Genomic DNA, 23,153 nt, shown 5'->3' with positions numbered 1-23,153 from the left:
GATGGGTATAATGCGGCCGCCGCCGCGTCGGCGTCCAGCGCGGCGCGGCCGGGGTCGGTTAAAGGTCGCCGAGGAGGCGCCGGTTGGATTTTTTTCGGTTCATCTCGGATCGCCTGCCGCGCCTGGTGTGGACGGACTTCGTTGAGTTGTTCGTCATCGGGCTGGTGGTGTTCTGGATCGCGCGATTCCTGAAAGGGACGCGCGGAGCGCGTCTGCTTCGCGGATTTCTGCTGTTACTGGTCGGCGGAACGCTGGTATTGAACCTCGTGGCGAACATTTTTGATCTGGAGCGCATCAAGACGATTTATCCGTTCTTTGTCGGCGGGTTGTTCGCCAGCGCACTCGTGGCGTTTCAACCGGAGCTGCGCCGGGCGCTCATTCGGCTGGGCGCGGCGAGTTTCTTCGCCGAGGCATCGGGGAGCCTGGATCGAACGATTGACGAGGTGACGGAGGCGGTGGAGACGCTGGCGAAGCGCGGCATCGGCGCGATCATCGCGTTTCAGCGATCGAATGAGCTCGGTGCGATGATCGACGCGGGCTGCAAGCTGGACTCGGAATTGACGCGTGAACTGCTGGTGACGATCTTCTGGCCTGGCTCGCCGTTGCACGACATGGGCGTGGTCATCGGTCAGGGTCGCATTCTCGCGGCGGCGGTTCAGTTTCCGCTGACCGATTCAGACGACGTGGCGCCGTCGCTCGGCTCGCGGCATCGGGCGGCCATCGGCCTGACGAACGAAACGGACGCGATCGTGGTGGTCGTCAGTGAGGAGACGAAGACGATCAGTCTTGTGGAGCGCGGCGAGATGGTGCGTCCGTTGACGCCGGAGCAGCTTCGTGCGCAACTGCGCGAGCGACTGGGTCGTCCGCCCGAACCGCCGCGCGAGAACGAGGCCGAGACGTAATGGAATGAACCAATGATCAGTTCCGCGATCTACGAACGCATCCGGTCCGGCCTGGCCGTGGCGGGTATCACGATTCTGATTTGGCTGGTGGCCGATCAGAATGTGATGGACGAGCAGATGTTGTCGCTTCCGGTGCGTGTGACGAGCGATTCGCCGGATCGGTACGCGGCGTTCGCGGAGCCGCCGTTTGAGCAGACGTTTCACGTGACGTTTCGGGGCCGGCGGCGGCACCTCAAGGAAATGGCCGAGATCGTGGATTCGCGGCCCTACTTCGAGGCGGTGTTGGATAGCACGATGGAGTCGTCGACGCAGAAACAGACGATCGGCTCGCGGGAGATTCTGAACCGGGTGAAGGCGGTAGCGGAATCGGGGTTGAAGGTGAGCAACGTTGAGCCGATTAATGCAGCAGTCTACATCGACGAGTATGAGACGGTGTCCGACGTGCGCGTGGCCCCAAACTATGGTGAGTTGAAGGTGAGTGCCGAGCCGTCGCCGGACAAGGTAGCCGTTCGGTTGCCGCGGTACGCAGCGGAGAAGTTACGGCGCGATCCGGTGGCGCGGGCGGATGCACAGCAGCGCATCATCGCGGCGAAGCAGGCGGATGGGACGTTTCGCGTGCGCGTGCCGCTGGTGATTGAAGCGCTGCGCGAGCTGGACCCCGGGTTGCGCGTGGAGATTCGGCCCACGGAAGAAGTCACGATTTCCGGGCAGATACAGAGCCAGACGCAGACGGTGCGCAAAGGCCCGATTCAGATTACCTGGTCGGTGCCGCAGAAGGTGCAGGACGAGTTTCGGATCGTGCCTGATCCGAACGTGAACCTTCGGCCGGATATTGACGTGACGGGTCCGAAAGACCTCGTGGAGCAACTGGACCCGCGTGAAATACGTGCATTTGCGGATGTGTTCGCGGCGGACATCGAGAAAGTCGGGACAAAAATTCAGCGTCGCGTGCAATTCGTGCTGCCGCCGGGGTTTTCGATTCCAGAGTCGACGCCGCCGTACGAGGTGACGTTTGAACTGGAACCACGCGCGGCGACGACGCTGACGGAACCGTAAGGTTTCAGATTGGGCAAATCGTTCTTTGCGGCGGTCCGTTTTTGCGATTGCGATTGTGTGCGGCTGCACACCGGCTTCCGTCCGCAGCATGAATGAGGAATTCACGTCAGCCTGCAGGGGTTGCGTCGGGCCGATTGGTGGTATCATCTCTGGTTCGCAGCGCTGGCGGCGCGGCGGCGCTTTCCGGAACGGGGAATCGTTATACGTTTGTAAACATACGCGCCGCCCAGCGCTGTGATTATGCGCCTTTCCTGGCTGATTACCTTGGCGATGGTCCTCGCCCTGTGCGCTGCATGGTGGGCCTTGCGCTGCGCGCGGCGCGGTCAATCCGGCGCGTCGCGGGCGAGTTGTCCGTCCTGCGGACACGAGTTGCCCAACCGGTCTTCGCCGCGCTGCTCCGCCTGCGGGGAGAGTCTTTGAAAGGTGAATCGCGAGCGGCGAAAGGCGAAAGTTTTTTCGCCCGCGGCGGGTGATCGAGGGCCGTTTCGTTCTACCTGCTGGATTCTGTCTTCTTCATGGAATCTGCGTTTCCCGTTTTGGTGCGTCGAACGCGCGCGCCCCGGCTGCCTTTCGCGTTTATCGCAGTTCGTTGTCAGCCCTTACTTCGCTCCCTTGCCGTGACAGGCCTTGTACTTCTTTCCGCTGCCGCACGGGCAGGGGTCGTTGCGCCCGACCTTCGGCTGGTCCCGGCGAATCTGCTCGACCTTCTGCTCCTGGCCTTGTGCCTTCATCGCGGCATCGCGGTCGGCATCGGCCTGGCCGGCGAAGCCGAGGTTGGTGGACTCGGCGTGGCGTGTCGTGGCGTTGCGGGAGTGGTCCCGCGCGGCGGTCTCCTCGGTCAACCGCACCTTGAAGATGATGTTGGTGACCTTGTCCTCGATGCCACGAAGCATTTCCTGGAACATCTGGAACCCCTCGCGCTTGTAGGCGATCTTGGGATCCTGCTCGGCGAATCCGCGCAGGCCGATGGCCTCTTTGAGGAGGTCCATCGCGTGCATGTGTTCCTTCCAGGCCTGATCGTAGATTTGCAACAGCACGTATCGCTCGAGCATCGTCAGCTCGCGACGGAGCAGATCGCGTCCGATCGTCAGCAAGGCCGTGCGCGGGTCGGTCGATTCGCGAAGCACCGCTTCATCAAAGGCCGGGCCGAATCGCTGCGCCGCCCATTGAGCAAGGGGTCCGTCCCCGCGATGGGCTGCGATTGCCGCGTCGATCTCCTGCTCGAGGCGCGGTCCGGCGAGATACTCACGATTCAACTGAAACAACTGATCGGCCAGCTCCTGCACGCTGCGGCCGGACACGCTTTCAAGCGTCCAGTTCTGACCGAACTTGAGATTGACCCACTTGACGAGCTGGTCGACGGCGTAGGCGGTGTTGCCGTCATCGCGGAGGATGGTCCGTTCGAGTACCCACTCGACGGGGTAGCGTACCTCGCGCTCGCGGTACGCGGCGCGGACCTGCTCGCGCACGCGCTTGAGCGCGTCGGCCTCACCGGCGTTTTCCAGCGCGGCCGGGTCCAGCTCCACGCCGAACTTCATTCGCGCCCATTGCATGAGCGTGTGCACGGCCAACTGGGGGTCGAAAAACCGTTCGAGCGCGCTCAAATCGGCGGCTTCGATTTTGGCCTCGGCCGCTTCGATGAGCTTCTCCACGACCTCTTCGGGCGACATGTCTCGCATATGATTCTGGGAAATCTTGCAGTCAAATCGCGTCGTGGCCCATTGATGCAATCCGCGGATGTCCCATTCCTTGCGGTCGAGGTCCGGGTCCATGTACTCGCCGACGGAAATCTGAATCTGGCTGCGTGCTTCGGCCTTTGCCTCTTCGCGGATGATTCGCTCGGTGCGATCGCGGTCATACAAATCGATGTTCTTAGGATCGAGTGAGACTTCCAGCTCACCGCGCACCCACTCGACGATGCACTTCGCGCCGTAGTCCTTCGCGAGATACGTCGAAGCGGCGGTCTCGATCGTCTTATCGATCATGCGGGCGATCAGGGTTTGGAGGCTGGCCGACTTGCCGACGCGGCTGGATTCGAGAATCTCCTGCCGCTGGGTGTAGAACACCTGCCGCTGGTGATCCATGACTTCGTCGTATTCCAGCAGATGCTTGCGTGCGGAGAAGTTTTTCTCTTCCACCTTCTTCTGTGCCCGCTCGATTCCCTTGTTGATGCTCTTGGCCTCGATGGCCATGCCGTCTTCGAAGCCCATGCGCTCGAGCATTTTCAGCGTCCACTCGCCCATGAACATCTTGAGCAGATCATCGCCCAGCGAAAGAAAGAAACGGCTTGATCCGGGGTCGCCCTGTCGGCCGGATCGTCCGCGCAACTGATTGTCAATGCGGCGCGATTCGTGGCGCTCGGTGCCGATGATGTGCAATCCGCACGGCACGTTGATCGGGCAGACTTTGCGGCCCAGCTCGGGGAAGCGAGGATCGACTTTCGGCTTCCAGCAATGGGCGCAGTTGGTCTTCGGATCGTAATCGGGGCAACTGATGCAGCACTTGGTGCCGATGACGCCGGGTTCGTTCCAGCCGAAGCGCTTGCCATGCCCGTTCGTGCCCTGCGGGGGACCAAGATCGCCGACGCATTTTTCGTAGACGACGCCTTGTTGCAGCTTGATGTCGGTGCCGCGGCCGGCCATGTTGGTCGCGATCGTGACGTTGCCTTGAAGCGTTTTCTCCTTGCCGCGCGTGGGCAGGTGGCGTTCACCGGCTTTTTTGACGATCTCGGCTTCTCGCGCGTGCTGCTTGGCGTTGAGTACTTCGTGCTCGATGCCGTACTTGCGCGTCAGCGCGTTGGAGAGCTTCTCGGAGTTCTCAATGGAGATCGTGCCGACCAGGACCGGCCGCCCGCGCGCGAGATCGCCCATCGCCGCGTCGTAGGCATCGGCCATCTGCTGCGCGAGTTCGGCGCTGGGCGCACCGGCTGCGTTGAAGGCGGCGAGGGCGGATTGGATGAGTTCGACCGGCCCACCTTGTTTTTGAACGATGGGCAGGACGTTCTTGAGAACGTCGTTGAGAATGAACGGATCGCGCGGTCGGCCGCGCGTGTGGATGTCGTGAATCTCCTCGACGATGGCGTCGTACTTGTCGTCCACGGTCTTGTATATTCGATCGTGGAAGTCCTGCCGGTTGACGGGGCGATTTGTGGGAATCGCCACGACTTCCAGCTTGTAGATCTTCATGAACTCATCGGCCTCGGTCATGGCCGTTCCGGTCATGCCGGCGATTCGCTTGTAAAGCTTGAAGAAGTTTTGCAGGGTGATCGTGGCGAGCGTCTGCGTCTCCTCCTTGACGCGCACGGATTCCTTCGCTTCAACGGCCTGATGCAGACCGTCGGACCATTGCCGCCCGTGCATGAGTCGGCCGGTGAAGGAATCGACGATGATGACCTCGCCGTCTTTAACGACGTAGTCCACGTCCTTCTCGTAAGTGACGTGCGCTCGCACGGCGTTTTCGATCAGGTGGGGCCATTCCATGTTGGCGCCGGAATAGAGCGAACCGACGCCCAGGTGTTCCTGTGCGACGGTGATGCCGTCGTGCGTGATGGACACCTGCTTGCGCTCGCGCTGCACGACGTAATACTGCCGGTGTCCGATGGCCTCGGCCTCGTCCTCGCTGATCCAGTTGGGATCGGCTTTGAATTTGCGGTTGGCGTCGGCGTACTTCGGGTGCTCGGCGTAGCCCTTCGGCGGATCGTCGCCCCATTGCTTGAGGCGCGCGAGGGTTTCGGCGTTGGCCTGCGCCTGGCGCTGGATCAGGACGCGTGCGACGCCGTCGGCCGTGCGATAGCGCGAGACATCGTCGGAGGCGGGGCCGCTGATGATGAGCGGTGTGCGGGCCTCGTCGATGAGAATGGAATCGACTTCGTCGATGATGGCGAAGTCGAGCCGGCCCTGGACCTGCTCCTCGACGGTGATCTTCATGTTGTCGCGGAGGTAGTCGAAGCCGAACTCGTTGTTGGTGCCGTACGTGACGTGGCAGGCGTAGGCGGCGGCGCGGATGCCCTCGCGTCCGCCGGGATCGACCTGTGACTGGATGTAGCCGACGGTGAAGCCGACCAGTTCAAAGATGGGCCTGGCGAATTCGGCATCGCGTTGCACGAGGTAGTCGTTGACCGTGACGATGTGAACTTTCTTGCCTTCGAGGCAGCGCAGGAATGCGGCGAGGTGGCAGACAATCGTTTTGCCCTCGCCGGTTTTCATCTCGGCGATTTTGCCCTCGTAGAGCACCATGCCGCCGACCAATTGGCAGTCGAAATGGCGGTGATTCTGCGCCCGGCGCGACGCTTCGCGGAGGATGGCAAACGCCTCGGGCAGCGCCTGCGCGGGATCCAATCCGTCGGCGAGCTTCTGTTTGAGTGCGGTCGTGCGATCGCGCAGGTCGGCGCTTAACTCGACGCGAATCCTCTGCAAGGCGGCCGGGAGCTGGTCGGCGGGCAGATCGGCGGGGAGCCTGGCCTTGGCCTCGGCGAAGCGGGCGTCGTAGTCGCCGCGCAGCGCCGGTTCGAGGGCGTTGATGAGCACGACGTTCTTGTGATAGGCCTTGAGCAGGCGTTCGTTGCGCGAACCGAAGACCTTTTTGAACAGGTTACCGACGATGGCAGTGACGGGCATGGGGAATCTCGCTTCAAGGGAAACGTCAAAACGTCGAAACGCCAAAACGAAGGTACAAAGGGGGACAGGAAGCGGAGACCTGCAGGGCGGGCACGGCCCACCAGATTCCAGGCTGACGCTACGGGCCGTAGAGGCCGCCGAGGTGATAGGCGATTTGAACCTTGCGATCACGCGACGCAAGCGTCGGCGAACTGACAAGTCGGACGGAGAGTTGAATCGGAGTGAAGACCGTACTGGGTGTACGGGCCGACGCCAGGAGACACGCCGCCATCACGAGGGCCGAGCAGAGCATCAGCGGCGATGCATCAAAGCCCGAGACCGAGGTCGCCGCGCCGATGGACGTGGGGATGTCGCAGATCCGCGCGGTCCGCTTCAACGGAGGCTCGACCGCACTGACGGTGGCCTGAATGCCGACCATTGCCGCGACACCGACGACCAGCGCGGGCAGCGCTGCGCGGCGAACCAAGCGAGGATCGGCGGCGGCTTCGGGTGCATTCATGTGGTCTAGTCTAGCCGTGGTGGTAGACGTGGGCAAACAAGGCCCCGATTTCAGAGCCGGTAACTGTTCAACGTGGCGAAGAAAATGTGCATAATGGCGGTTTCAGGCGGAGGCAGCCCATAACGAGGTGGATCATGTCCGACCCGACGATTGAGTCAATCCAGACCGATTCCCAACTGTATCCACCGCCGTCGGCGTTCGCGGCCGCGGCGCACATCAAGTCGCCGGCCGAGTACGAGGCGCTGTATCGCCGGTCGATGGAGGATCCCGAGTCGTTCTGGGCCGAGGTGGCGTCTGGCTCGCACTTCTTCAAAAAGTGGGATCGCGTGCTGGACTGGTCCCCGCCGTTTGCCAAGTGGTTCGTCGGGGGCACGACGAACGTATCATACAATTGTCTCGATTTGCAGGTGGCCCGCGGGCGCGGCGAGCACGTCGCCCTGCTGTGGGAGGGCGAGCCGTGCGACGAGGCGGGCACGCCGCGCGACGTGCGGCGTCTCACCTACGCCCAGTTGCTGCGCGACGTCAGCCGATTCGCCAATGGATTGAAAAAGCTCGGCGTCAAGAAAGGCGACCGCGTCACGATCTACATGCCGATGGTTCCGGAGCTGGTCGTGGCCGTGCTGGCCTGCGCGCGGATCGGCGCGCCGCACTCGGTGATCTTCGGCGGTTTCTCGGCGCAGGCGATTGTCGATCGCGTCGAGGATGCGCAGTCGCACGTGGTCATCACCGCAGGGGGCGGCTGGCGGCGTGGCGCAGTTGTGCCGCTCAAGAACGCCGTGGATGAAGCGTGCAAGCTGACGCCGCTGATCAGGAAGGTCGTTGTGCTGAACCATTGCGGCGAGGGCGTCGCCATGCAGTCCGGCCGCGACATCTGGTGGCACGATGCCATCGCCGACGTGCCCGACGAATGCCCGGCCGAGCCGCTCGACAGCGAGCACATGCTGTTTCTGCTGTACACGAGCGGCAGCACCGGCAAGCCCAAGGGCATCCTGCACACGACGGCGGGCTACATGGTGTACACGGCCTACACGGCGCGGCTGGTTTTTGATCTCAAGCCCGACGACATCTACTGGTGCACGGCGGATATCGGCTGGATCACGGGGCACAGCTACATCATTTACGGTCCGTTGCAGAACGGCGTGACGTGCGTCCTGTACGAAGGCGCGCCGAACTTCCCCGACTGGGATCGCTTCTGGGCCGTCATCGCCCGGCACAAGGTGACAAAGTTCTACACCGCTCCGACGGCCATTCGCGCTTTCATGCGGCAGGGCACGCATCACCCGGCGAAGCACGATCTGTCGAGCGTGAAGCTGCTGGGCACGGTCGGCGAGCCGATCAACCCGGCCGCGTGGACCTGGTATCACGAGAACATCGGCCGCGGCAAGTGCCCCATTGTTGACACCTGGTGGCAGACCGAGACGGGCGGCATCCTGATCGCGCCGGTGCCCGGGGCGACGCCGACCAAGCCCGGATCGGCGACGCGCCCGCTGCCGGGGATCGATCCGGCGATCATGGACAAGGACGGCACCGTGCAGGGGCCGAACGCCGGCGGGTTTCTCGTGATCCGCAAACCTTGGCCGGGCATGTTGCGTGGCGTGTACGGCGACGAAGAACGCTTCCGCAAGCAGTACTGGTCGGAGATCCCCGGCATGTACTTCACCGGCGACGGCGCCCGCTGCGACGCCGACGGGTACTTCTGGATCATGGGTCGCGTCGATGACGTGATCAAGGTGTCGGGTCATCGCCTTGGCACCGCCGAGATTGAATCGGCGCTGGTGAGCCATCCGAAGGTGGCCGAGGCGGCCGTGGTGGGCTTCCCCGACGATCTTACCGGCGAGGCCATCGCGGCGTTCGTGACGCTCAAGGGCGGCAACGCGCCGAGCGACGCGTTGAAGGAGGAATTGAAGCAGCACGTCGTGACGCAAGTCGGCGCAATTGCCCGGCCGAAGGATATTCGCTTCACCGACGCTTTGCCCAAGACGCGCAGCGGGAAGATCATGCGGCGGCTGCTGCGCGAGCTGGCGACCAAGGGCCGCGTCGAGGGCGACACGACGACGCTGGAGGATTTCAACGTGATCGCGAAGCTACGAGAAGAGGAATAGGAATTTGGTCGCAGGATTAGCCTGCTTCCGGGTCTGATTGAAAGCATCAACCGAAGCCTCGCTGTTCAAGCAGCCAGGATCCGGCATCCAGCATTCAACCTTATCCCTGCCTGATCAGCGAAGGACCTTTGAGCCGTTCGGGGTGAACGATCCCGCGCAGGTCACCGCTATTTAATATACGAATGTCTGCAATGCCGTACTTCATCATCGCCAGCCTCGTCAGGCCCAGGCCGAAGGCGAAGCCGGTGTATTCGTGCGGGTCGATGCCGCCGTGGCGCAGCACGTTGGGGTGGACCATGCCGCAGGGGAGAATCTCCACCCAGCCGCTGCGCTTGCACGTGGCGCAGGGTTCGCCGTCGGGGCGGACGGCCGTCCCGTTGCAGATGGCGCAGGACATGTCGAGTTCAAAACCGGGTTCGACGAAGGGGAAGAAGCCGGGCCGCAGGCGGACTTTCACATCACGTTGAAAGACTTCTCGCAGCAGCAGCTTCATGAAGGCGATGAGGTGTGCGACGGAGATGTCCTTGTCGATCAACAATCCCTCAAGCTGGTGAAACGTGTTTTCGTGCGAGGCGTCAATGGCTTCGTAACGAAAGCAGCGGCCGGGGGCGATGACGCGGATCGGCGGGCCGAAGCGTTTCATGGCGCGGACCTGGCAGGGGCTGGTGTGGGTGCGCAGGAGCCAGCCGTTGGTGAGCCAGAAGGTGTCCTGTGCATCGCGGGCCGGGTGCATGGGGGGGATGTTGAGCGCTTCGAAATTGTAGAAATCAGTCTCCATCTCCGGCCCGCCGACGACGGCGAAGCCCAGGCCGGTGAAGATGCGCTCGACTTCGCGCTGCACGGCCGTGACGGGGTGGAGGCTGCCGCGCGGGGTGAGCGGCGGCGGCAGAGTCGGGTCGAAGTCGGCGGCGGTCCTGCGCTCGCCGGCGACGTCGGCTTCGCGCAGCCGGGCCATGGCGGCGGCGAACAGTTCTGCGACGGCGTTCTTGGTGGCGTTGATGGCCTGGCCGGCCGGGCCGCGCTGGTCGGGCGCGATCTGTTTGATGGATTTCAGGGCGTCGGCGAGCGGGCCTTTGCTGATCTTCGATTCCGCGGCGCGCAATGCGTCGATGGTGGCGGCGGCGGCGATGGCCGCCCGAGCGTCGGATTCGATCGTCGCGAGAAGGTTTTTCAGGTCAGGAAGGTCCATGGGGTACGGTCATCCGGTATCGCGCCGCAGGCGCTTGGCAATTGCTGCAAGTAGTTGTAACCCGTTGGCAGACAAGAGGCAAGGCATCGGTTCGATCGGACGGCGGCACGGTCGGATCGATTCTGAAAAAAAGTTCTTGACCTGGCCGGGTACGGGGCTTATATTTGCATAATGACGCAAATGAGCAAAAGAAAGCGCAAACCCGCCGTTCGACGCCGTGCCTGCTGCCCGACGATCGACACGCTGATCGAACCGCGTTTCTTCAAGGCCTTTGGCGATGCCAATCGGGTGGCCATCCTCTGCCGCCTGGCGCAGTGTCGCCGGCCCTGCACGGTCGGCGAACTGGCCGCCTGTTGCCCGGTGGATGTTTCCGTCGTGTCGCGTCATCTGGCATTGCTGCGCGAGGCCGGCGTGCTGGTCGCGCAGCGTCGGGGGAAGCAGGTTTATTACTCGGTGAATGGTGAAATCGTGGTGAACACGTTGCGCACGCTGGCGGCTGCAATCGAACAATGCTGCCCGCCCGCAGCGTGCCGACCCAGGGAGAATGGTACATGAGCAGCAACCAGGCAGTCCGTGAAATGGTGTCGCGACAGTATGAGAAGGCCGTTACCCAGCCGGGCGGCGGGTGTTGCGGGACGTCGACCTGCTGCGGCGGTTCGTCGAAGGGCGTGCTCGCGAAGACCGCCGGCTACCAGGAAGAAGACCTTGCGGGGCTGCCGGCCGATGCGGTGGCCAATTCCTTCGGCTGCGGCAATCCGCTCGCGTTTTCCGAGGTGCGACCGGGCGAGGTTGTGCTCGATCTGGGCTGCGGCGCGGGCATCGACTTGCTGATCGCGGCGCAGAAGGTGGGACCGAGCGGCCGCGTCATCGGCGTGGACATGACCGACGCGATGATCGAGCGGGCTCGGGCCAACATCGCTGCGGCGGGCCTGTCGAACATCGAGGTGCGCAAGGGCCTTATCGAGCAGTTGCCAGTGGAGGATGGTTCGGTTGATTGGGTCATCTCCAACTGCGTCATCAATCTGTCGCCGGAGAAAGAGCGGGTCTTCGCCGAGATCGCGCGCGTCCTGCGGCCCGGCGGGCGCCTGCGCGTGTCGGACGTCGTGGCGGCCGACTTGCCGGACGAAATTCGCCGGAACGCGGATCTTCACGCAAGCTGCATCGCCGGGGCCATCAACGAGGACGCATACGTGGCCGGGCTGCGCGCCGCCGGATTGACCGATGTCGAAGTTCGTCAGCGCGTGATCTACGAATCCTCGCAACTGGCGGCCCTGGCAACGACCGAGGGCGTCGCCGCGGCGGAGACCGCGAGGCTGGCCGCAGCCGCCGCCGGAAAAATCTGGAGCGCGGTGTTCTTTGGTCGGAAACCCGTACAGGAGTGACACCATGATGGAACCGGATGCTTCGCCGCGGCGGCTGAATGTCTTCGAGCGTTATCTCACGCTCTGGGTCGCTCTGTGCATGGTGGTCGGCGTCGCGCTCGGCAGGCTCGCGCCGGGGGCGGTGGACGCGCTGCGGCGGCTGGAGTTCGGCGGCGGGAGCCAGATCAACGCCCCGATCGCCGTGCTGATCTGGCTGATGATCTACCCGATGATGTTAAAGATCGATTTCGCGTCGATCGTCAACGTCGGCAAGCGCCCCCGCGGCCTGCTGATCACCTGCTTCGTCAACTGGCTGGTCAAGCCGTTCAGCATGGCGCTGATCGGGTATGTGTTCTTCAAGCACCTGTTCGCGCCGTGGATCGGCGCGGAGCAGGCCGACCAGTACATTGCCGGCGTCATCATTCTGGCGGCGGCGCCGTGCACGGCGATGGTCTTCGTGTGGAGCTACCTGACGCGAGGCGATGCGGCGTACACGCTGGTGCAGGTCTCGGTGAACGACCTGCTGATGCTGGTGCTGTTCGCGCCGATCGTGACGCTGCTGGTCAGCGGGGCGTCGTCGCTGACGGTGCCGTTCACGGTGCTGCTGTACGCCGTCGTGTGTTTCATCGTGATTCCGCTGGCGGCCGGAGCGATCACGCGGACGGCGTTGATTCGCTCGCACGGGGCCGAGTGGTTCGAGCAGGCGTTCCTGCCGAAGTTTCATCCGGTGGCGGTGCTGGCGCTGCTGGCCACGCTCGTTCTCATTTTCGCGTTTCAGGCCGACAACATCACGAATCGCTCGTTGCACGTTGCGTTGATCGCCGTTCCGATTTTGATCCAGGTCTATTTCAATTCATCACTGGTTTACGGATTGATGAAACTCTTTCGCGTGCCGCATCGGGTCGCTGCGCCCGGCGCATTGATCGGGGCGAGCAATTTCTTTGAGCTGGCGGTCGCGACGGCCATCGCGCTGTACGGCCCCGAGTCGGGCGCGGCGTTGGCGACGGTGGTCGGGGTGCTGGTCGAAGTGCCGGTGATGTTGAGCGTTTGCGCGATCTGCAATCGCACGCGGCACTGGTTCGAGGCGACCGCGCCGGAAGACTGCCCCGTCCCCGCGCCGGGCTGCTGTGCGAACTGGAGGGCCTTTGCCGAAACCCGCGCGGGCTAGCGCGCGGCCGTCGCACTCGCACTGCGAATAGGTCTTATTCATTGTTGCAATTGTGCGTCGTACACCCCTGCGGCGATGACGCCGCCGAGAAACGGGCCGGCCCCAACGACGAGATGCTGCGATCGGCGCTTCGCGGCGGGCTTGACACGATGTTGTGGTTGCCACAAAGTAGCAACCGCAATGAAGCGTGCAAGGTCGGCGCGTCCGACAAAATCAAATCGCCATCGCGCGCAGGAGATCGCGCAGCGGATCCGTGAACTGGCGGGGCTGTGCCAAGCGCGTGGTGTGCCGTTGACGGTCCAGCGCCGCTTCATTCTCCACACGTTGCTGGACATGGGGGACCATCCCACGGCGGATGAGGTGTTTGCCGAGGCGAAGCGCCGGCTGCCGGGCATTTCGCGCACGACGGTCTACCGGGTCCTCGATGCGCTCGTGAAACTTGGCGCAATCGGCAAAGCGTGTACGCCGGGATCCGCAGCGCGATACGACGCGGGGACGCACCGGCACCACCATCTGGTTTGCACGCGGTGCGATCGCGTGATGGACTTCGACGCACCGTCGCTGGACCTGCCGGTGCTGCCAAGCGTCAGCCGGCTGGGTTTCCAAATCAACGATTACTCGATTCATTTCAAGGGAGTTTGTGAAGCATGCAGCAGGCGACTCGCATCGCGCCCGGGCCTTGCGACGAGGCGTCGCGGTAGCGCGGGGCGTGGTTGACCGCAGGAACGGCGAAGACCATGAACGGTGTTTGAACTGAAAGGAGTTGGCAACCATGAGAAACAACCGCTGGAAGAACTCGAAGCATGTTCTGGCTGTGGCGGCGATTGTCGGCGTCGCAATGGCAACGGCGACTCGCGCAGCCGATCGGCCGGAGCCGATTGCGTCGGTGATCGCGAAGATGAAGGCCGCCAAGCCGGAGATCATGAAGCGGCACATGAGCCTGCTGGCCGAGCGGTACGATCTGTCGGACCTGCCGGTGGCGGGCGCGACGATGTCCCGCGGCAAGCCGGTGCAGGGCGGTGTGCGGGTCAAACTGCCGGACGGCGTGACTTGGGAAGAACTGGGCGCGATGTCGCCGGAGCAGATTCGCGAGAAGGGATTGTGGCCGGCGGGTTTCCTTCCGTTGCCGCACCCCAATCATCCGGAAGGCGGCATGGTGTTTCCCCGGCACCACATCGATGAAGTGATGCGGCAGGAAGGCCGCGATCTGACGCGATTCGATCTCGATTTCGACTTGCCGGCTCATTTCCTTCCGGAGTTTCCCCCGCCGATTTATCTCACCACGCGCCCGGACTTGGGTGATGTGTCCAGGGGCCAGCTGGTTACGCTGATGAACTACTACGAGCTGTTCGAGGGCATCCTGAACCCCAAGCAGCTTGATGGGCTGCGGCTCCTGGTCACGCCTTTTGCCCAGCAGCAGTTCAATCAGACCGACGACCGTCGATCGGAGAAACCCAGCCGCGGCGTCGCCTGCTTTGACTGCCACGCCAACGGCCACACCAACGCCTCGACGCACCTCGTCGGCGACATTCGCCCGCAGGAGTTTCGCCATCGCATCGACACGCCGTCGCTGCGCGGCGTGAACATTCAGCGGCTGTTCGGCTCGCAGCGAGCGCTGAAGAGTGTGGAAGACTTTACGGAGTTCGAGCAGCGCGCGGCGTATTTTGATGGTGACCCGATCACCGCCGCCAAGAAGGGCGTGAACACGCTCGATCGCGCGTTGCACGTACATGCGATGGCCGAGTTCCAGGAACTGCTCGATTTCCCGCCCGCGCCGAAGCTGAACGTGATGGGTCGGCTGGACCAGAGCAAGGCCAGCGAGGCCGAGCTGCGCGGTGAAGCGCTGTTCTTCGGCAAGGCGCAGTGCGGCGTCTGTCATCCCGCTCCGTACTACACGGATAACCTGATGCACAATCTCAAGACCGAGCGGTTCTTCAAGCCGCAGGAGCACGGCGGGCGGATGGCGGCCGCCGACGGGCCGATCAAGACCTTCCCGCTGCGCGGCATCAAGGACTCGCCGCCGTATCTGCACGACGACCGGCTGATGACGTTGGACGACACGGTCGAGTTCTTCAATCTTGTGCTGGAATTGAAGCTGACGGCCGCCGAGAAGAAAGACCTCGTCGCTTTCATGCTGGCGCTGTAAGCTGTCATGCTGACCGGATGGAGCGCGGTTCGGAGCATCCAGCGCGGATGCTTCGGGCCGCCGATCGGATGGATGGGGCCAGGAGGGCCGCGGCATGTTGAGCGAATCCCCCACGCGTCACGGATCCGTCGCTCCGTGGAGCGCGTCGTCGCCGTCGCGCGAGCCTGGCGTTGCGCCGGCATGGCTGAAACGGATCGCGTTCATTTCGACGACGCGAGCCGACGCGGGCATTTATGCGCCGTTGATCGAAGCAGTGGCCGCGCGCGAGGCGTGGGAGCCGGTGCTCCTCGCCGGTGGCACGCACCAGTCTGCCGAGCACGGTCTGACGCAGAACGAAATTCGCGTTCCGAAGCGGGCGCGGCTGATTCCCGTCGATCATTTCATCCCCGGCGATGATCCGATCGCGGTCGCGTGCAACACCGGCGCGGCCATCGGTTCGTTTGCCGAGGCGATTGATCGGCTGCGGCCGGATCTGGTGTTTGTATTGGGCGACCGCGCGGAAATGCTGGCGGCGGCGCTGGCGGCGACGTTGTGCGGCACGGTCATCGCGCACCTGCACGGTGGTGACGTGACCCGGGGGGCGTATGACGACGCCTGTCGCCATGCGATCACGAAGCTGGCGCACCTGCATTTTCCGGCTTTGCCGGAACACGCCGCGCGGATTGCTTCCATGGGCGAAGCGCCGTGGCGCGTCCTGCCGACCGGAGCGCTGGCCGTCGATGCCCTGGCGACGTTTCAACCCATTGAGCGAGATCGCCTGGAGGGCGTATTGCCCCCGCGTGATCATCGACCGCTGCTGGTGTTTTTGTTTCACCCGCAGACCGTGAACGCGCCGCCGGCTGCGCAGCAGATCGCCGAGGCGCTGGCCGGCGTCTCACATTGGGACGGCCCGATGCTGCTGATCGGCCCCAATGCCGACGTGGGCCACGGCGCGGTGCGCAGCGCGATGGAGGCGTTTGTCGCGAATCGGCCGACGGCCCGGCTTGTGGCGTCGTTGCCACAGGCGGTCTTCTGGAGCGCGCTGGCCGATGCGACCGTGCTGGTCGGCAACAGCAGCGCGGCCTTGCTGGAAGCGCCGAGCCTGCATCTTCCGGCCGTGAACATCGGTGACCGCCAGGCGGGCCGGTACAGCGCCGCGAACGTGATCGACGTGCCATGCGATCGCGCGGCCGTCGCGGCGGCAGTGCAGTATGCGTCGACCGAGGCGTTCCGCGTGCAGACCCGACAAGTCGTCAACCCATACGGTGACGGGCACGCGGCCGAGCGGATTCTCGCCGTGCTGGATCGATTGCCCGCGCGGGAACGGCTGCTGGTGAAATCGTAGCGTTGCGTGAGCCGTTTTGGCGCGTCAAGGCGCCTGCGGTCGTCGATGCGATTCAACCATCACGCACCCTACGGCGCGAGGTCGTACGCCACCATTTCCTTGTGATTGCGGGCGAGAAGCAACGTGCCGGTGAGGGTGAAGTTGTTCCACGTGCGGCCCTTGAGCGCCTGAATGGCGCCAAGTTCTTCGAACTTCTCCGGCGTCGCGCGCACCAGCGCCAGTTCACCCTCCTCGGAGAGCACGATCAGATGTGCGGCAGGAGACTTGGCGCCGGACGGCCCCCCGGCAACCAGAAGCAGGTTGCCGTGGCCGTAGGATTTCCCCTTCCACTTGCGCTCGCCGGTGTCAAGATTCAGGCACGCCAGAACGCCCTCGTCCAGCCCATAGACATGGCCGTCGTGAATGACTGACGCGCTGAATTTGTTCTTCATCTTGATGCTGGACCAAAGCTCTTTGGCGACGAGCTTGTTGCCCTCGCGCGCCAGCTTCACCAATGCGCACCCGTGGCCATAGCCCGCCGAGACAAAAACGCGATCCTCGCCGACGGGGATCGGCTGTGAGCAGTTGATGCCCATGCTCGTGGGCCAGGGAAACGTCCACAGGGTCTTCCCGTTGGCCGGGTCGAGAGCGACCAGCGTGCTGGCCGCGAGATTCAGCACCTGCCGCGTGCCTAGCAGCGTTGCCGTCACCAGCGACGTGTAGCCCTGCCGCCCGACGTCGGCATCCCATCGCGGCTTTCCGGTCAGTTTGTCATAGGCCTGCACGGCCGGCGCGCCGACGCCGGAACTGGTCACGAGCACCGCGTCATCAACAATGAGGGGCGAGCCGCTCATGGCCCAGGTGAGATTCTCTCCACGGAAGTCCTTCAAGACATGGCGGTTCCAGAGGGGGTGGCCGTCCGCCGCCTTCACGCAGAACAGATGCCCCTCCGCGCCGAGCGAATAGACGCGATCGCCATCCAGCGTGGGCGTCGCGCGGGGGCCGTCGCCGCCGAGGGTTTCGGTGAAGCGCGCGGGGTACTGCATGGTCCAAAGCTCGCGTCCGGTCGCGGCGTCGTAGCAGACGAGGGCTTCGTCGCCGCGGCGCTGCTCCATCGTGTAGGCGCGGCCGCCGCCGATGACAAAGCTCGAGTACCCTTCACCGACGGGCTGGCGATACAGCTGGCGCGGCGGCTTCTTGCTCCAATCGAGCGAGATGGTGGATGCCACGATTCCGTCACGCCGAGGTCCGCGGAAATCGGTCCAGTCGGGCACGATCAGGGCGGGGGCACCCGCGCCGGGCTTGATCGTGTCCTTCTGTTGCGCGCGGTGCGCTTCGAGCTGGTTGTACTGCCCCGGGCCTTTTGTGAAATCCAGTGAGAAACTGGTCCAGCCCAGATCGCCGGTGAAATCCCACCACGGTTTGAGGCAGAGAAGAACGAGCAGCACAAACGCCGGCGCGAACAGAATGCTTAGCGCGGTCTTGGTGCCGATGCGCCAGGCGGTTCGCCGCCACATCAGCGCCAGACCGACCGGATAAGCCAGCAGCAACAGAGGGAGAATGGCGCGTTTGCGCAGCGCAGGACGAAGCTCCACGGCCAGTCCCGCGCCGAGAGTCGGGGTAGTGGTCATGGCGGGATTGTAGCCCGGACGACGCCGGCGATGGCGGACGCGGAATTCGTGCAGCGGAAGCGTGCCCCCTTGATTCGGGCCAACTCGGGTTTAGAATCAACCGGTGTCATCCCCGGGGGCGTGCATGCGCCAGATGAGGGGGCCGCGGGGTGACTGCCTCACCATGCCTGGATGGCCGTTATCGGCCTCGCCCGTGACGGTCAGACTCGACCCCGAACCGACAGGAGCGGTTTCACATGGAAGCGCATTCCAGCCCGGAACAGGAAGGCGGCTCAAACCCGATTGACGTCCACGACGTGGAAGTCAGCGCGGGCGGCAAAGAACATCACCGCAATCCGAATCCGACGATCAATCGATTGTTCCGCGCCTGCACGAAGATGGGCGCGAGCGATGTTCACCTGAAGGCGAATCAGCCGCCGCGTTTTCGGCTCAAGGGGGAGATCCGCAAGAGTCAGGAACCACCGCTGTCGACCGAGGAGATCGAGGCGATGATCTTCGAGGTGATCACCGATCGGCAGAAGCAGTTTTTCATTGAGAACGGCGCGCTGGACTTCGCGCACCAGGTGCCGGGGCAGGATCGCTTTCGCGTGAACGTCTTCCGCCAGCGCGGCATGACGTCGATGGCGGCGCGGCGCGTCGTGAAGGACATCCAGGACTTCGAGCAGTTGCACCTCCCGCCGGTGCTGAAGGAGATTTCCAAGCATCATCAGGGGCTGATTCTGCTGGCGGGCATCACCGGCTCGGGCAAGAGCACGACGATCGCCTCGATGATCAACTACATCAACAAGACCCGCGCCTGCCACATCGTGACGATCGAGGACCCGATCGAGTACATCTTTGAGGACGACAAGGCGTTCATCAACCAGCGCGAGATCGGCATCGACGTGAAGAACTTCCACGATGCGCTGAAATACCTCATGCGCGAAGACCCCGACGTCGTGCTCGTCGGCGAAATGCGAGACCGCGACACATTCGAAGCTGCCATTCACGCCGCCGAGACCGGCCATCTGTGCTTCGGCACGATTCACGCCTCGACGGCCGCGCAGACCATTTCGCGCATTCTCGATCTGTTTCCCGAGGAGGGCCGGGCGCAGGTGCGCCAGGCGCTGGTGTTCAATCTGAAGGCGATTGTCTGCCAGAAGCTGCTGCCCAGCATCCATCCGGAACGGTCGCGTGTGCCGTGCTGCGAGATCATGATTAACAACCCATCGGTGCGGAAGCTGATCGCCGAAAGTCGCGATTTTGAGATCACCACGGTGCTCAAGAACAGCATTCACGAAGGCATGCAGGATTTCACCGAGGCGATTTACCAGCTCATTCAGGAAGAATACCTGGACATGAAGCTGGCGTTGGAAGTCGCGCCGAACCCCGAAGAGTTGAAGATGCGGCTGAAGGGGATTCGCTCCAAAGCGGCGGCAATCCTGTGAGAAACGTCGAATCGTCAAGAGCTCCCCAGGCATCGAAGTGCTTCGACCTGACCTGCGGTTGGACGCGAAGTGAATGACCCCCTTTCCGCCGCGGCCGGTTATAATGAACGGTCAGTTCGATTTGCAGGCTTTCAGGGCACGCTCCCATGCCGCGGCTTGAAATCACATCGCAGGGCAAGACTCGGATTGTTCCATTCAACGGGGCGCGATTGAGCATCGGTCGCCAGCCCGGCAACGACGTCGTGTTGGAAGATCCGGCCGCATCGCGCAAGCATTGTGTCATTGAGCACATCGGCGGCGTGTTCAAGCTGACCGATCTCAAAAGCCACAACGGCACCTGGATCGGCGAGAACCGTGTGCGGGAAGCCAACCTCGCGCTGGGCGAATCGCTGCGCATCGGCGCGACGTTACTGCGCATCCTGCCCGATGAAATCGCCGAGCAGGCGGCCAGGCGAGTTCTCCCCAAGGCGCAACTCGTTGAGGAAGTCCCGGAAGACCTGCCGCGAACGTCGGTCGATCGCGATGTCGTGGCGACGACGCTGGCGGTGCGCTCGATGGTCAGCGGCCCGCTGGCCAAGCAACTGGCGACGCTGATGCAATCGTGCATCAACGTGCCGCCGCCCGAGGGCGCGCCGCAAGTCGCGCGCGACATCCGCCTGCTCAATCGCAAAAGCGAGACGGTTGCGCCGTCAGAGAAGGCCGGCGAGGCCATGGAGGCCCTGCGGCAACTGCTCTTCGCGGCGTTTCGCGTGCGCGCCACCGACATTCACATCGAGCCGAAGCCCGAGGTGTACTCGATTCGCTTCCGCATCGACAGTCTGCTGCACGCCGTCGGCGACCTCACCGCCAAGATGGGTGTGGCGGTCCTGAACGTTATCAAGATTCTCTGCGAATTGGATATCTCCAAACGCAACATCGTGCAGGAGGGGAGCTTCGCTGCCGAGCTGCCGACGCGCCGGGTCGATTTTCGCGTGAACCTGACGCCGACGCTGCACGGTCAGAAGCTGGCGCTGCGCTTCCTCGACAAGGGCACCGTGCCGGGTCAGTTCGAGAATCTCGGCATGGAGCTGGATGTCGTCGCCGAGATGTCACGCATCTGTTCGCAGGATGCAGGCCTCATCATCATCGCCGGCCCGACCGGCAGCGGAAAAACCACCACGCTCTACACCGCGCTGCAAACGATCGACGCTTACACGCGCAACATCGTTACCATCGAGGATCCGGTCGAGTACGAATTGCCCAATACGACGCAGATCTCCATCGACCCGGTTCACAACCTGACCTTCGCCTCCGTCCTCTCCAGCGTCCTGCGGCAGGATCCCGACGTGATTCTCGTCGGTGAGATTCGCGATCAGGAAACCGCTAAAATGGCCATGCAGGCCGCCACGACGGGCCACCTCGTGCTGACGACAATCCACGCGCGCGACACGATCGGCACGATCTTCCGCCTGCTTGATCTGGGCGTTGAGCCGTTTCTCGTGGCGAACTCGGTCACGATGTGCATCAGCCAGCGACTGGCGCGCGTGCTGTGTCCGTCGTGCAAGCGGCCTTACAAGCCGGACACGAAGACGATCCGGCGATTGAACCTCGAAAGCCGCCAGTTTGGTGAATTCTACGAAGCCGTCGGCTGCAAGAAGTGCATGAACGTGGGCTATCGCGGGCGCATGGCGCTTTTTGAGACGTTGCTGTTCAGCCCGCAGGTGCGCGATGTGATTCTCACCAATCCCACGATCGGCGATCTCCGCAAAGCCGCCGGCGAATGGATGTTCCACACGCTCGCCGACAGCGGCTATCGCAAGGTGATCGAGGGCATCACGACGGTGGAAGAAGTGGACCGCGTGGCGAGCCAGGGATGAGGCGCGAGATTTGATTTCCCCGCGTCATCTCGCCAGCGATTCAAACTTTCCGAGCAACTCCCCGAACCATTCCATCGTTCGCTCGATCGGCGCGGGGGTGGTCATGTCCACGCCGGCGAGAGCCAGCACGTCCAGGGGATACCGGCTGCTGCCCGCCGAGAGGAACGCCTTGTGGCCTCGTACGGCGGCTGCGTCGCCCGCGACGATTCGGCGGCCGATGTCCACGGCGGCGCAATGGCTGGTGGCGTACGTGTAGACATAAAAGTTGCGATAGAAATGGGGGATGCGCAGGCCCTCGACTTCCAGACAATCGTCGATCACCAGCGCCGGGCCGTAATACTTCGCCACCAGCTCGCGATACGCGGCGCACAGCCAATCCCCCGTCAGCGGCTCGCCGGCCTCGGCGCGGGCGTGGATCCTCCGCTCGTACTCGGCGAACATCGTCTGCCGCAGCACCGTCGTGCGGATGCTCTCGATCTGGTCCTGCACGACGGCCAATCGCTCGGTGTCGCTGCGGGCGTGTTCATACAGGTACTCGTCAAGAATTACTTCGTTGACGGTCGAGGCCACCTCGGCGCAAAACGTCGCGTAATCGCCGTACACGATCGGCTGCGATTTCACCGTGTACCACGAGTGCATGGCGTGGCCTAGTTCGTGTGCCAGGGTCGAGCGGTCGTTGCGTGTGCCCTGATAGTTGAGCAGCAGGTACGGATGCGTCAGATAGCTGCCCCAGGAGTACGCGCCGCTGCGCTTGTCCTTCGTCTCATAGACGTCAATCCATCGGTTCGCCGCCGCTTCGCGCAGCACGGCCGTGTAATCATCACCCAGGACGGCGAGCGATTTCGTGACCGTCTCCATCGCGTCGTCGTAGGGGATTTCCTCACGCGGCGCGTCGACCATGGGAACGTACAGGTCGTAGCCATGCACCGCATCGAGCTGGAGCAGCTTCTTCCGCAGGGCAACGTAGCGATGCAACTTGTCGAGATGGCGCTCGATCGTCGAGATCAGATTGTCGTACACCGCGACGGGGATGTTCGGCCGATGCAGGGCGGCTTCGAGGCACGATCCGAAGCGCCGGGCACGGGCGTAAAACATGTGCTGCTTCACCTGGGCCGAGAGCGTCGCGCTAAGCGTGTTGATCTTGGCGCGGTAGGTCTCGTGCAGGCCGATGAAGGCATCCCGCCGCACGCGGCGATCCGGCGAGTACAACATCGAGCCGTAACGCGCGGGCGTCAAACGCACCTCGGCGTTCTGTTCGTCGCGAATGACCGGAAAATCGAGATTCGTGTTCGTGAACCGGCTGAAGATGGATTCGGGGGCCGAGGCGATCTCGCCGGCCATCGCCAGCAGCTCCTCCTCGCGCTCCGAAAGCACGTGCGCCTGCTGCCGAAACAGGTCGTCAACCAGGTGGCGATACACGGCCAGTTTCGGATCGGAGGCCATCCACGCGTTGATTTTCTCGCGGCCGACGGCGATCAGTTCCGGCGTCATCCAGCTTGTGGCTTCCGCGGCGCGGGTGGAGAGCGTGTGCGTCCGGTCCCATCGACCCTGGGCTGCGCCGACGGACATGTCGAGGTGGTACGACAGCCCCGCGTAGAGGACAACGCGTTCAAGTTGTGCGCCGAGTTCGTCGTGCGCGGCGAGCGCGTCGCGCAGATCATTCGCGCTGCGCGCGAGCGTGCCACGGCGTCGGGTGAAACTCGCGAGATCGGACTCGACCGATTTGAATGCCGCTTCGAACGCCGCGTCATCCGGGAAGATGTCGGAAAGGTCCCATTTGTACCGCGCGTCGATCTGATCGCGCGTCGGGGCGGGCTTCGGCGTGCCAGCCTCGGCAGCGGGCGCACGGTGCGCAGCGCGGGGATACGAAAGCTTGTTGGGCATGGAAGTCATCCCT

At 63.5% G+C, this 23,153-nt stretch carries 16 protein-coding genes and 2 pseudogenes; 11 read left to right on the top strand and 7 right to left on the bottom strand.

Annotation, left to right across the window (positions count from 1 at the left end; genetic code table 11):
• The first annotated feature begins 83 nt into the window (after positions 1 to 83).
• Together HRU71_07920 and HRU71_07915 are read left to right on the top strand one after the other, a co-directional pair.
• Positions 84 to 902 (top strand): diadenylate cyclase, encoded by an 819-nt coding sequence (locus tag HRU71_07920; GenBank protein QOJ03411.1) that lies wholly within the window; start codon positions 84 to 86, stop codon positions 900 to 902.
• A 12-nt stretch (positions 903 to 914) separates the two neighbouring features.
• Positions 915 to 1,958, top strand: a complete 1,044-nt coding sequence (locus HRU71_07915) for a hypothetical protein (protein ID QOJ03410.1) — start codon at positions 915 to 917, stop codon at positions 1,956 to 1,958.
• Positions 1,959 to 2,557: 599 nt separating this feature from the next.
• Here the strand turns inward: HRU71_07915 and HRU71_07910 are convergent.
• The 4 genes and pseudogenes from HRU71_07910 to HRU71_07895 form a co-directional block, all read right to left on the bottom strand.
• Positions 2,558 to 2,863 carry an SEC-C domain-containing protein gene (locus HRU71_07910; GenBank protein QOJ04957.1) on the bottom strand — a complete coding sequence of 102 codons (306 nt, stop codon included), beginning with the start codon at positions 2,861 to 2,863 and terminating at the stop codon, positions 2,558 to 2,560.
• 1,707 nt (positions 2,864 to 4,570) lie between these two features.
• Positions 4,571 to 4,813 (bottom strand): annotated as a pseudogene (locus HRU71_07905) (hypothetical protein).
• Between the two features lie 426 nt (positions 4,814 to 5,239).
• Positions 5,240 to 6,574, bottom strand: a pseudogene (locus tag HRU71_07900) (hypothetical protein).
• A 118-nt stretch (positions 6,575 to 6,692) separates the two neighbouring features.
• Positions 6,693 to 7,073, bottom strand: coding sequence for a hypothetical protein (locus HRU71_07895; protein ID QOJ03409.1), 381 nt, complete (start codon positions 7,071 to 7,073; stop codon positions 6,693 to 6,695).
• Positions 7,074 to 7,207: 134 nt separating this feature from the next.
• Here HRU71_07895 and acs point away from each other — a divergent pair, with 134 nt between their 5' ends.
• Positions 7,208 to 9,175 (top strand): acetate--CoA ligase, encoded by a 1,968-nt coding sequence (gene acs, locus HRU71_07890; protein QOJ03408.1) that lies wholly within the window; start codon positions 7,208 to 7,210, stop codon positions 9,173 to 9,175.
• Positions 9,176 to 9,275: 100 nt separating this feature from the next.
• Here the strand turns inward: acs and pheS are convergent, their stop codons facing one another.
• On the bottom strand, positions 9,276 to 10,364 hold the full coding sequence (gene pheS, locus HRU71_07885) for a phenylalanine--tRNA ligase subunit alpha (protein QOJ03407.1): 1,089 nt from the start codon (positions 10,362 to 10,364) through the stop codon (positions 9,276 to 9,278).
• A 180-nt stretch (positions 10,365 to 10,544) separates the two neighbouring features.
• Here pheS and HRU71_07880 point away from each other — a divergent pair, with 180 nt between their 5' ends.
• The 6 genes from HRU71_07880 (at position 10,545) to neuC (ending at position 16,363) form a co-directional block, all read left to right on the top strand.
• Positions 10,545 to 10,919 (top strand): winged helix-turn-helix transcriptional regulator, encoded by a 375-nt coding sequence (locus HRU71_07880; protein QOJ03406.1) that lies wholly within the window; start codon positions 10,545 to 10,547, stop codon positions 10,917 to 10,919.
• A complete protein-coding gene (gene arsM, locus HRU71_07875) occupies positions 10,916 to 11,746 on the top strand; it encodes an arsenite methyltransferase (GenBank protein ID QOJ03405.1) in 831 nt (276 codons plus the stop codon). The genes HRU71_07880 and arsM overlap by 4 nt, the downstream gene beginning before the upstream one ends.
• Positions 11,747 to 11,753: 7 nt before the next feature.
• A complete protein-coding gene (arsB, locus tag HRU71_07870; protein QOJ04956.1) occupies positions 11,754 to 12,893 on the top strand; it encodes an ACR3 family arsenite efflux transporter in 1,140 nt (379 codons plus the stop codon).
• Between the two features lie 180 nt (positions 12,894 to 13,073).
• On the top strand, positions 13,074 to 13,610 hold the full coding sequence (locus HRU71_07865) for a transcriptional repressor (protein ID QOJ03404.1): 537 nt from the start codon (positions 13,074 to 13,076) through the stop codon (positions 13,608 to 13,610).
• 55 nt (positions 13,611 to 13,665) lie between these two features.
• Positions 13,666 to 15,039, top strand: coding sequence for a cytochrome B6 (locus tag HRU71_07860; GenBank protein ID QOJ03403.1), 1,374 nt, complete (start codon positions 13,666 to 13,668; stop codon positions 15,037 to 15,039).
• A gap of 94 nt (positions 15,040 to 15,133) precedes the next feature.
• Positions 15,134 to 16,363 carry a UDP-N-acetylglucosamine 2-epimerase (hydrolyzing) gene (neuC, locus tag HRU71_07855; GenBank protein ID QOJ03402.1) on the top strand — a complete coding sequence of 410 codons (1,230 nt, stop codon included), beginning with the start codon at positions 15,134 to 15,136 and terminating at the stop codon, positions 16,361 to 16,363.
• A gap of 68 nt (positions 16,364 to 16,431) precedes the next feature.
• On the opposite strand, the gene HRU71_07850 is transcribed toward neuC, so the two are convergent.
• Positions 16,432 to 17,973, bottom strand: a complete 1,542-nt coding sequence (locus tag HRU71_07850; GenBank protein QOJ03401.1) for a PQQ-binding-like beta-propeller repeat protein — start codon at positions 17,971 to 17,973, stop codon at positions 16,432 to 16,434.
• Between the two features lie 236 nt (positions 17,974 to 18,209).
• Here HRU71_07850 and HRU71_07845 point away from each other — a divergent pair, with 236 nt between their 5' ends.
• Both HRU71_07845 and tadA read left to right on the top strand, forming a co-directional pair.
• Positions 18,210 to 19,400, top strand: a complete 1,191-nt coding sequence (locus tag HRU71_07845) for a PilT/PilU family type 4a pilus ATPase (protein ID QOJ03400.1) — start codon at positions 18,210 to 18,212, stop codon at positions 19,398 to 19,400.
• A 146-nt stretch (positions 19,401 to 19,546) separates the two neighbouring features.
• Complete coding sequence (tadA, locus tag HRU71_07840; protein QOJ03399.1) at positions 19,547 to 21,256, top strand: Flp pilus assembly complex ATPase component TadA; 1,710 nt, start codon at positions 19,547 to 19,549, stop codon at positions 21,254 to 21,256.
• A gap of 24 nt (positions 21,257 to 21,280) precedes the next feature.
• On the opposite strand, the gene pepF is transcribed toward tadA, so the two are convergent.
• On the bottom strand, positions 21,281 to 23,140 hold the full coding sequence (gene pepF, locus HRU71_07835; protein QOJ03398.1) for an oligoendopeptidase F: 1,860 nt from the start codon (positions 23,138 to 23,140) through the stop codon (positions 21,281 to 21,283).
• Positions 23,141 to 23,153 lie beyond the last annotated feature (13 nt).

This window comes from Planctomycetia bacterium (genome assembly GCA_015200345.1).
GTDB lineage: Bacteria > Planctomycetota > Phycisphaerae > UBA1845 > UTPLA1 > PLA3.
Note: the sequence above shows the minus strand (reverse complement) of the source record. Positions and strands in the feature narration are given on the sequence as shown.